At 36.4% G+C, this 10207-nt stretch carries 13 protein-coding genes; 12 read left to right on the top strand and 1 reads right to left on the bottom strand.

Going from position 1 to position 10207, the window contains the following annotated elements; translation table 11 throughout:
• Nucleotides 1–225 precede the first annotated feature (225 nt).
• The 7 genes from yabN (at nucleotide 226) to EV203_RS12645 (ending at nucleotide 5186) form a co-directional block, all read left to right on the top strand.
• On the top strand, nucleotides 226–1725 hold the full coding sequence (yabN, locus tag EV203_RS12675) for a bifunctional methyltransferase/pyrophosphohydrolase YabN (RefSeq protein WP_132040842.1): 1500 nt from the start codon (nucleotides 226–228) through the stop codon (nucleotides 1723–1725).
• 86 nt (nucleotides 1726–1811) lie between these two features.
• Nucleotides 1812–2087, top strand: a complete 276-nt coding sequence (locus tag EV203_RS12670; RefSeq protein ID WP_011026476.1) for an HU family DNA-binding protein — start codon at nucleotides 1812–1814, stop codon at nucleotides 2085–2087.
• Between the two features lie 56 nt (nucleotides 2088–2143).
• Nucleotides 2144–2389, top strand: a complete 246-nt coding sequence (locus tag EV203_RS12665) for an RNA-binding S4 domain-containing protein (protein ID WP_031313922.1) — start codon at nucleotides 2144–2146, stop codon at nucleotides 2387–2389.
• A gap of 57 nt (nucleotides 2390–2446) precedes the next feature.
• Nucleotides 2447–3430 (top strand): SpoIID/LytB domain-containing protein, encoded by a 984-nt coding sequence (locus tag EV203_RS12660; protein ID WP_132040841.1) that lies wholly within the window; start codon nucleotides 2447–2449, stop codon nucleotides 3428–3430.
• A gap of 72 nt (nucleotides 3431–3502) precedes the next feature.
• The gene (gene yabP, locus EV203_RS12655; RefSeq protein ID WP_011026473.1) at nucleotides 3503–3799 is read left to right on the top strand and encodes a sporulation protein YabP; all 297 of its coding nucleotides are present in this window, start codon (nucleotides 3503–3505) and stop codon (nucleotides 3797–3799) included.
• 83 nt (nucleotides 3800–3882) lie between these two features.
• A complete protein-coding gene (locus EV203_RS12650; RefSeq protein WP_022587250.1) occupies nucleotides 3883–4539 on the top strand; it encodes an ABC transporter substrate-binding protein in 657 nt (218 codons plus the stop codon).
• Nucleotides 4540–4553: 14 nt separating this feature from the next.
• Nucleotides 4554–5186, top strand: a complete 633-nt coding sequence (locus tag EV203_RS12645; protein ID WP_132040840.1) for an MtnX-like HAD-IB family phosphatase — start codon at nucleotides 4554–4556, stop codon at nucleotides 5184–5186.
• Between the two features lie 3 nt (nucleotides 5187–5189).
• Here the strand turns inward: EV203_RS12645 and EV203_RS12640 are convergent, their stop codons facing one another.
• A complete protein-coding gene (locus EV203_RS12640) occupies nucleotides 5190–6809 on the bottom strand; it encodes a putative manganese-dependent inorganic diphosphatase (RefSeq protein ID WP_011026470.1) in 1620 nt (539 codons plus the stop codon).
• 80 nt (nucleotides 6810–6889) lie between these two features.
• Here EV203_RS12640 and yabQ point away from each other — a divergent pair, with 80 nt between their 5' ends.
• From yabQ to EV203_RS12615, 5 genes are all read left to right on the top strand, one after another.
• The gene (gene yabQ / locus EV203_RS12635; RefSeq protein ID WP_043883990.1) at nucleotides 6890–7345 is read left to right on the top strand and encodes a spore cortex biosynthesis protein YabQ; all 456 of its coding nucleotides are present in this window, start codon (nucleotides 6890–6892) and stop codon (nucleotides 7343–7345) included.
• Nucleotides 7346–7407: 62 nt separating this feature from the next.
• Nucleotides 7408–7695, top strand: a complete 288-nt coding sequence (locus EV203_RS12630; RefSeq protein WP_041587227.1) for an FtsB family cell division protein — start codon at nucleotides 7408–7410, stop codon at nucleotides 7693–7695.
• Between the two features lie 87 nt (nucleotides 7696–7782).
• Complete coding sequence (locus EV203_RS12625) at nucleotides 7783–8196, top strand: S1 domain-containing RNA-binding protein (protein WP_011026467.1); 414 nt, start codon at nucleotides 7783–7785, stop codon at nucleotides 8194–8196.
• Nucleotides 8197–8238: 42 nt separating this feature from the next.
• Nucleotides 8239–9144 carry a Ppx/GppA phosphatase family protein gene (locus EV203_RS12620; protein ID WP_009609752.1) on the top strand — a complete coding sequence of 302 codons (906 nt, stop codon included), beginning with the start codon at nucleotides 8239–8241 and terminating at the stop codon, nucleotides 9142–9144.
• Nucleotides 9145–9445: 301 nt separating this feature from the next.
• A complete protein-coding gene (locus EV203_RS12615) occupies nucleotides 9446–10141 on the top strand; it encodes a recombinase zinc ribbon domain-containing protein (RefSeq protein ID WP_207910900.1) in 696 nt (231 codons plus the stop codon).
• The last annotated feature ends 66 nt before the right edge of the window (nucleotides 10142–10207 follow it).

The following is a 10207-nucleotide window of genomic DNA, read 5'->3' as shown; positions in this document are numbered from 1 at the left end:
ATGTTGGAAGAAGGGTATTTTTTTGTCTTTTTGCCCTTTAAATGCCTCAAAAATTTTTTAATTACCCCCTTGACATTTTACCGTTTGTCTTTAAAGTGTGCTAAAATATATTATAATTTAATTTGGCAACTTTTTCAACAGGGGAGAAAAGAAAAAATTTAACTATATAAAAAATACTGAAAGTGATATAATATTATCCGTAAACACTTTCTCGGGGTGATATTTGTGAGCAAACTAGCTATAGTAGGATTGGGATCAGGGTCAATGGACAGTTTGACAGTAGGAGCTTTAAAGAAATTGGAAGAAGCTGAGCGGATTTTTCTAAGGACTGCCAAGCATCCTGTTGTGAAAGAGCTGGAAAAGAAGGGCTTTATTTTCGAAACTTTTGACAGTTTTTATGAAAAGTACGAGACTTTTGAAGAAGTGTATGAGAATATAGCACGAGAGGTTATAGAAAAGGCAAAAAAATATCAAAAAGTAGTTTATGCGGTTCCTGGACATCCATATGTGGGCGAAAAAACTGTAGAGTACATATTAAACTTTTGCGATGGATGTGCCGATATATCAATAGAACTGGTTCCTGCGGTTTCATCAATTGATGCGATTTTGAGCGATTTGAAGGTTGACCCTGTGGAAGGATTAAAAATAATTGATGCTCTCTCTCTAAGTGAGCAAAGGCCGGATAAGAGATGCCACAATATAGTGCTGCAGGTTTATGATAAGTTCGTTGCATCAGAAGTGAAATTGAAGCTGGCAGAAGTTTATGGAGATACTCATGAAGTGGTAGTTATAAAAAACGCTGGGATGAGGGATCGAAAAATTGAAAAAGTGCCTATATACGAGATTGACAGGTTAGATTGGATTGATTATTTGACTTCTCTGTACATTCCTCCTGTAAAAGGATTTTTTCAGGAAAAATACGATATATACGACCTTTTGGATATAATGAAGGCTTTGAGGGCTGAGGATGGGTGCCCTTGGGATAGGGAACAAACCCATAAGACTTTAGAGAAGTACTTAATTGAAGAAAGCTATGAGCTAGTTGATGCCATTGAAAAAGAGGCAGAGGACAAAATGGTGGAAGAGCTGGGAGATGTCCTTTTGCAGGTGGTTTTCCACTCTCAAATAGCGGCGGAAAGGGGAACATTCGACTTTGGAGAAGTTGTAGATAGAATATGCAAAAAGATGATTTGGCGCCATCCCCACGTTTTTGGCGAAGAAAAGGTAAAAAATTCTCAGGAAGTTTTGGACAAGTGGGAAAAATTAAAATGGGAAGAGAAAAAAAGAGAAGAAAAGGAACTTAATTCTTACACGGATGTTTTGAGGGATGTGCCAAGGTATGTGCCTGCTTTGATGAGAAGTTTTAAGGTGCAGGAAAAGGCTTCAAGGGTGGGGTTTGATTGGGATCGGGTTGAGGAGGCGTTTTCAAAAATTTATGAAGAATTAGAGGAATTAAAGGAGGTGTATAAAGGAGAAAATAAGGAAAAGATAAAGGAAGAGATAGGTGATTTGATCTTTGCGGTAGTCAATGTGGCAAGGTTTTTAGATGTGGACCCTGAACAAGCTACTCATCAGACGGTTGAGAAGTTTATTGAGAGGTTTTCCTATATAGAGAGGGAAGCCAGAAAGAAAGGCATGAAGTTGGAAAATATGACATTAAGTGACATGGATGCTTTTTGGAATGAGGCGAAGGCGAATAATTTTAATAAAAAAAATGAAAAATAAGCTTAAATTAGCAGGATTTTTCGATTTTGTGAAGAATAAATAAAAAGTAAAAGTATATTTAAAAATAACGAAGGAGGGTATTGATTGTGAATAAGGCAGAGCTTGTTGCGAAAATTGCTGAAAAAAGCGAGTTGACCAAGAAAGATGCTGAGAAGGCATTGAACGCTTTCATCGAAGCAGTTCAGGAAGCATTAAAAAATGGTGACAAAGTCCAGCTAGTAGGTTTTGGGACTTTTGAAGTTAGGGAGAGGGCAGAGAGGAAGGGCAGAAATCCTCAGACAAGAGAGGAAATAACAATCCCTGCATCAAAAGCTCCTATCTTCAAGGCTGGAAAGGCTTTAAAGGATTTGGTGAATTCTTAAAAAGAAAATCAGGTCGGTTTCGACCTGATTTTCTTACTTTTAAGGAGGTGGAAATTTTGAGAGTGGACAAATTTTTGAAAGTTTCAAGGCTTATAAAAAGGCGCACAGTGGCAAAGGAGGCTTGTGATAAAGGGCTTGTTTTTATAAACGGCAAGCAGGCGAAAGGAAGTGACCAGGTGAAAGAAGGAGATATTTTGGAACTGCATCTGGGAGATAGGGTAGTGAAAGTAGAGGTTTTAAAAGTAAAAGAGCATGTATTGAAAGAAGAGTCTTCTGATATGTATAAAGTGTTAGAGGAATGAATTATTTAACAAAATCCCTCAAATACTATTAATAAAAGTATCTGGGAGGGATTTTGTTTGAATAAATTTAGAAAAATTTTGGCTGTTTTTCTTGCAATAAGTATTGCTTTTTCTATTACATCTTGCAAGGGACCTGCTAAGAAACCTGAGCCTGTGAGGAAGCCTAAGATGGATCTTCCTCAAATACCTTCGAAAATAAGCAAAGGGGAAAATAAAGAGCCTGTCCTTAAGGTTTACGTGGTTCAAAAAGGCAGAATAGAGGAAATGCCTTTGGAGAAATACGTCGAGGGTACTGTGGCAGGGGAGATAAAAAATGACTGGCCCATTGAAGCTATAAAAGCTCAGGCTATTTTAGCTAGGACATATGTGCTAAATTTTGTTAAGACAAAAAAGTCCAAGTACAAAGGTGCAGATATATCGACAGATTTTGAAGAGGCACAGGCCTGGAATCCGGCGAATGTGAATGAACGGATAAAAAAAGCTGTTGAAGAGACAAGAGGAGTTGTTGCTGTGTACAATGGCGATTTTATAAATGCCTGGTTTCACTCTCATTCAGCGGGGCGGACAGCTCTTGCAAAAGAAGGACTTAATTACAAAAAAGGAGAGCCTCCTTACATTGTAAGTGTTCAGTCTAAAGAAAGTGATAAAGCTCCACGCAATGTAAAAAGTTGGAGTGCTTCTTTTACAAAAGGAGAAGTTTTAAGTGCTTTGAAAAAGATGGGGCTTAGCATAAGAGATTTTAAAGAAGTTAAAATAGGTAAAAGGGGTCCTTCAGGAAGAGTGGTAACTTTACTATTTGATAGGACTCCTGTCAATGCGCCAGATTTTAGAATGGCAATAGGGAGTGAAAGGCTTAAGTCCACTGTGATAGATGAAGTGCGTTACGACGGAAGTAGAGTTTTTTTCAAAGGCAGAGGATTTGGACACGGAGTAGGTATGTCTCAGTGGGGAGCATATCAAATGGCAGAGGAAGGTAAAAAAGCGAAGGATATTTTGAATTACTATTTCAAAGGGATAAATATAGTTAAAATATGGGATTAGGGAATTTTTGTTCTAAAAAATGTACAAGAGTCATAGATAATAGTAGCTGCAAAAATAAAGGGGGAATCTTTTATGGAGGATAAAAGGTTTGTGCAGAAAGGGACAAAGCCCCATAATGTGTCTATAGAAAATAGAGAGAAGATGAGTATCACGGGGGTTGTGAATGTGATAAGTTTTGATGAAGAATCTGTGATTGTGGAGACAGAGATGGGGATTTTGACTGTAAGGGGGCAGGGTCTTCACATCAACAAGCTCAATCTGGATGAGGGACAAGTGTCATTAGATGGAGAAATTATAAATCTAAATTACTCTGAAAAAGGAGGACTTGTTTCAAAGTCTGGAGGATTTATAAGCAGGATGTTTAGATAAGTCGCGCAATGCGGCTTTTTTATTTTGCCTTTTCTTGCTATAATAAAAGTGCAAAACTGTTCAGTAAGCTATGAGGTGAGAATATGGCAGAGGAGAAGAAAAACTGGTTTAAAGAGTTGACTTTTAAAGAGAAATTGCAGTACATATGGGATTACTACAAAATCCACATAATTGTGGGATTACTTTTGATATACGTTTTGACTACTTTTACTTTGAGCATGATAAATAGAAAGGAATACGTTTTAAACATAGCTTTAATAGGTGAAAGCGTAGATTTTGACAGGTTAAGCCAATTTTCTCATGAAGTGACAAAAGAACTTGTAGGAAATCCCTCAGATAAAAAAGAGGCTTCAGTAGATTTTTACAAGCTGATGAGAGACTCCCAAGGAGAACTTATATTAGATCCAGCTTCTACTCAAAAGTTGATTGCCAGAATTGCAGCAAAGCAGATAGATGTCATCATACTGGATAAAAAGAGCTTTGATGCGCTGGCGGTCCAGGGAGCTTTTTTGAGGCTGGACAAGACTGAAGGGCTAGACCTTAAAGATTATAAAGTGGTGAAAACTTTGAAAGATGTGAATGGCGTCAAAAAAGGCGTTTATGGGATATATGTGGATTCTGATAATCGATGGTTAAAGCAAATTGGCTATGACTATCATAACAAGATAATTGCAGTTCTTTCTAATTCGGAACATAAAGATCTGGCGATAAAATTTGTGAAGTGGCTCTTAAAAGGATGAAGGGAGAGGAGCAGATGAAAAAAGTTTTTTTGGTGGATTTTGATGGAACTGTGACCAAAAAAGATGCTGTCTACATGATGGTAGAGAAGTTTGCAAAGGAAGGTTGGCAGTATTACAATGAGTTGTGGGAAAAAGGAGAGATGTCTACAGAAGAGTGTGCTATTGAGACTTTAAAGCTAATGGAAGTGTCTGAAGAAGAGCTTTTTAAATTTATAATGGAAAATGTAGAGATAGATGACCATTTCCTGGAGTTTTTAGGGGTGACAAAAGAAAAAGGATATGAAGTAGTTATTGTCAGCGATGGATACGATTTTATAATAGAGGCGGTGATGAAAAAGTATAATTTAAAACTTCCCTATTATAGCAATAAAATGTGGTTTGAAGGGGGAAAAATAAAAGTAGCTTTTCCCTATAAAGATAAAGAGTGCGATAAATGTGGAATGTGTAAACTCAATATTTTAAAAGAGTACAGAAAAAAGGGATATAGTGTTGCCTTTGTAGGAGATGGGTATTCTGATTTCTGTGTGACGGAACATGCTGATGAGGTTTTTGCTAAAGACGTGTTAGCAGATTACTGCGAGGAAAAAGAAATTAAATATTTTCGATTTGGTAGCTTCAAAGACATAATAAGATATGTAAAGCGATAAACACTAATGAGTGTTTATCGCTTTTACAAGAGGGGGAAGTACCTGCTTTTTGCGAGAAATCACGTAAGGAAGATAGAAACTGTTGTTTTGTATCTTTACATCAAAAGCCCTTTCTAGGAGTTCTTTGTTATCGCCTACAAAGAGGATTTCTGACCCTTCGTTTATGATGTCTGTCAGCATAAGAAGCAGTATGTCGTATCCTTTATCACTTCTTACTTTTTCCATGAAGGAGATGAGGTCTTTTTTGAGTTCCCCTGGATCGGCTAAGGTGTTTACCTGTCCTATGCCTATCTTGTATTTGTTTACTGTGAATTCTTTAAAGTCGGTGTAGAAGATTTCTTCTACTGTTTTGCCCTCTAATGAAGTTCCTGCTTTAAACATCTGGTTCCCGAACTCGTTTATATCTATTTCTGCTATTTCTGCAAGCTTTTTCGCGGCTCTCACATCTTCAGGGGTGCAGGTAGGTGATTTGAAAACAAGCGTGTCAGATAGTATGGCAGCGCACATTATGCCAGCTATTTTCGGGTCGGGAATCAGCCCTTTTTCTTCATAAAGCCGGTTTATTATGGTGGCTGTAGAGCCTACGGGATGGTTTCTAAAAAGTATCGGCTGATCTGTTTCGATTGTGCCAAGTCTGTGATGGTCAATTATCTCGAGTATTCTCGCTTGTTCTATTCCTTCCACAGCTTGGGAAAACTCATTGTGGTCGACTAAAATTACATTTTTTCTTTCGTAGTCTAGGATGTGCCTTCTTCCTAAAAGCCCTACAACTCTTCCTTCCTCGTCTAATACGGGGAAATTGCGGTACCTATATTTTAACATTACCTCTTTTACATCGTCAATGTAATCAGTGAGTCTGAAGCTAACTATGTCTTCTTTTTTTATGACATAAGACAGAGGAATGCTTTGATTTAAAAGTTTTACCGTATCAAAGGTGTCAGGGGAGACTTTTATTATAGTTACTTCATGCTTTTCAGCTAAGTCTAAAATTTTTTCTGAGACTTGATTGTTTCCCGTTATTATCAAAGCTTTTACGCCTTTTTGAATTGCGGCTTCCTGGATGTCTTCTCTGTCTCCCACTATCAACGTATCTCCTTCTTTTATCCTCTTTAGGACATTTTCTTTTGACATGGCGGCTACCAGTATGTTTCCTTCTATATAGTCTAGGTATCTTAATAAAATCTCTCCTTTTAAAGTTGCAAGTAGGTTTTCAATTGGTATTCTGTATTTAGATAGTTCGTGGGCAGAAGAGAGGTAAGCTTTTGCTAAATCCCCTACTGTTGCTATTCCTATGAGTTTATTCTCGTCATCCACTACTGCAAGTGTCCTTATGTTTTTCTCCATCATTGCGTTCCAGGCTTCGAACATAGAAGTGTTTTCTTTAAATATTAAAGGTTTGTCAAACTTTATATCTTGAACCTGAGTATATACATTTTCAATAAAGATTGGTTCTTCTATGCCAAAGTAATCCAGCACAAACTTTGTCTCTCTATTTATAGGTCCAAGCCGCACGGGGATAGCGTTTATCCCTTCTGTTATTCTTTTTAAGTGAGCATATGCTATAGCAGAGCAAATTGAGTCAGTGTCCGGGTTTTTATGACCACATACATATACCGTCTTCATTTCTGCATCGCCCCTGTTTTTAATTTTCATGGTTGTGGTTGTGGATAAATATAATATAACAGGAAAAGGAGGAGATGTAAATGGTAATTACTATACAAAGCCAAATTTATTCTTTTTTGGTTACGGTTTATGGAGGATTTATACTGGGGGCATTATATGATATTTTTAAAGTGATGCGGAAAGTATTTCATCTGAAAAAAGCCTTTGTCACAGCTGCTGATATTATATTTTGGCTCATCAGTACGGTTATTATGCTGTACTTCCTCTATATGAGCAATTATATAGAACTGAGGTTTTACAATTTTCTTGGTTTTTTATTTGGAGTTTTGCTGTATTACTTTTTGCTGAGCGAGTTTGTCACAGAGATTTTAATTATAGTCACAACGGGAATAGTGAATTTCTTTAAGTTTGTGGCAGGAATTTTATTAAAACCTTTTGGAACTGCCATTAGGTTTTTTAAAAAACCTTGGGATTTTGCGAAAAATAGTATTGGAGAGGAACTTAAATATTTTAAAATTTTTAAAGGGAAAAAATAGAGGAGTTTTTAAAAATGTGTCGAATTACACTATTATAAAGGCTTTTAGAAAGAGGGAGAGAGATGAAAAAACTAAAGAAGATATTGCTTTTTGGCTTTATCTTTTACCTCGCCTTCACTTTTTTGGGTCAGCAGCTTACTTTGATGAGATTGGATAGTAAATATAAAGAATTAAAGGCTAAAGAGGCTGCTGTGCTTAAAGAAAATGAAAGCCTGAAAAAAACTTTAGAAGAAGTTAACAGCGATAGTTTTATAGAGAGAGAAGCCAGAGAAAAGCTTGGCCTTGTCAAAAAAGGAGAGATAATATACATAGATATTTCAAAGAACAAAGGGGGTGGTGAGGGGAAATAGAGGTCAAAAAATCCTGTTGAAATATTTTCTGTTTTAATATATAATAATTCCATTAGCAAAAACTTGAGAGGGAGGATATTTACTTTTATGCCGTTTGAAGTTGGGGATATTGTCGAAGGAACTGTATTGAACATCACAGACTTTGGAGCTTTCATTAAGCTACCGGAGGGGAAAACGGGGCTGGTTCACATCTCTGAAGTTGCGAACACATACGTGAAAAACATCAGGGACTTCTTGAAAGAAAACGACAGGGTTAAAGTAAAAATTTTGTCCATGGAACCAAATGGAAAAATAAGCCTGTCTATAAAGAAGGCAATGCCGCAAAAAACTCCTAAAGAAAAAGATTTTGCATGGCAAAACAGCAGAAACAACAATAACAGTTCTTTTGAAGAGAAATTATTAAAATTTTTAAAGGATTCTGATGAAAGACAGCAACAGCTTAGAAAGCATTTAGATTCAAAAAGAAGAAATACAAGTTACAGAAGAAGCAATGGATATTAACTTCGGGGCCTCCCGAAGATTTTTCATAAGTTGGGGGTTGTTATGAGAGTCTCTGCGATAGATATTGGAACAAATTCTGTCAGACAATTGATATGCGACGTAGAAGATGGCAGTTTAATTAGATTGCGTAAAGATGTAAAAATAACCCGTTTAGGGGAAGGATTAATAAAAACGGGTAGACTAAACCCTAGTGCTGTTCAGAGAACTGTGGAGACGATAGAGGAATTTATATCAATGGCAGAGAAGGAAGGTGTAGATGAGATTTATGCTTTTGCTACTTCTGCTATGAGAGAAGCTAAAAATAAGGAGCTATTTTTGGATAATTTTTCAAAATTTAATATAGCATTAGATATACTAGACGGTGATACTGAAAGCCTATTTGGCTATATAGGTGCTGTCAAAGGGATAAAATTGGATAAAGCGTTGGTTATTGATATAGGAGGAGGGAGTACAGAGTTAGCCTATAAAGGTTTTGAATTTATAAAAGAAAGTTTTGGTATAGGAGCAGTGAAACTTACAGAAGAATTCGTAAAAAGTGACCCTCCCTCTTTAGAAGAATACAACGATATGAGGCTTTACATAATAGATACAGTGGTAAATTCAATAGGCAAGTATAATGAAATTGAAAGGCTTGTTGGAATTGGAGGGACTATCACAAGTTTAGCAGCAGTATCACAGCAATTGGAAATTTATTCGGAGGAAAAAGTACACGGATATGTTCTAGAGAGGGAGGAAATAAAGAGAATTTTAGATAGATTTATGTCCGTTTCTCTTGAGGAAAGGAAAAAAATAGCTGGTCTTCAGCCAGAAAGAGCCGATATAATAATTGCTGGAACAGCTATTTTACTTACTCTTTTAGAAATATTTAATAAAAAAGAAATTACTGTAAGCGAATGGGACAACCTAGAAGGAGCAGTGTTGTATAAGTTTGGCGGTATGAATATATAATTTGTTTTGTATAGATGAGATATTTTGCTGTCTTTATGACAGCTTTTTTAATAATTGGATGAAATTGTACAAAAGAAAAATAAAAAATAATCGTCATCTCAGAAGAAACAATTCCTACGAGGTGACGATTTTTGTTCTCTACTGGTAGCGGTAAGCTGCACAAAACCACCTCCTGAAAAAATAAAGATAGAGTATGGAGCTTATCTTAGAGAACAATCTCTTGCTTTTGACTTTTTAATGGAAGTTCTATTCCTACAAGCCCTGAAATGGTTTATTCGATTTTAGAGAAGTACAGAAGAGAATGGAGAAAAATAAAAAGCAGCAGGCCAGCTATACAGCGCAGAGAATCTATCTTCTTTCAGGGCTTATGGAGTGCGGTGTGTGTGGTTCGTCCATCGTTGGCACCCTCAGTAAAGGTCAATATACATACTACCGCTGCAACAATAAAAGCAGAAAGAAGGCTTGTGACAACAAAGACGTAAACAAAGAGATGATAAAGCAGTACGTCATAGATGAACTTCTTCAAAGAGTCTTTTCTGAAGATGCATTACCAAAGCTTGTTGAAAGATTAAATGAGGAAAATAAAAAACTTATCTCGGAAAGAGACGAAGAAAAAAAAAAGCTCTCAAGGCGGTATAAAGAAATCAAAAAAAGCATAAGTTCAATCGTAGATGTAATAGCAAAAGGCTACTTCCATCCAAGCCTCCATGAAAAATTGACAGAATTAGAGCAGCAGAAAGCAGAAATAGAAGTGAGAATAAAAGAAATGAACAGCTTGCCCGACACTTCTTTTATAACAGAAGAAAAAATAATACAGTACCTTTTAAAAGACAAAGAAGTGTTGGAAGCGGGTGACCCTCACAAAATTAAACAAATTTTACCAACATATATCAATAAAATAATCGTCTACCGTGATAGAATTGAAGCCCATTTCAGGCTTTCGGTAGACGATACAGTTTGCGCATGGATGGTAGCGGCGAATCGCTCCCAACTTTGAACGTACTTTTATCCTATCACTATCATCAAGAATTTTTTTCTGTTTTTATAGAAATCTTTAAAAATT

Origin of the sequence: Caldanaerobacter subterraneus, assembly GCF_004345675.1 — a bacterium.
GTDB classification, from domain to species: domain Bacteria; phylum Bacillota; class Thermoanaerobacteria; order Thermoanaerobacterales; family Thermoanaerobacteraceae; genus Thermoanaerobacter; species Thermoanaerobacter subterraneus.
The sequence above is the reverse complement of the archived record's forward strand: the minus strand, read 5'-3'. Positions and strand labels throughout refer to the sequence as shown.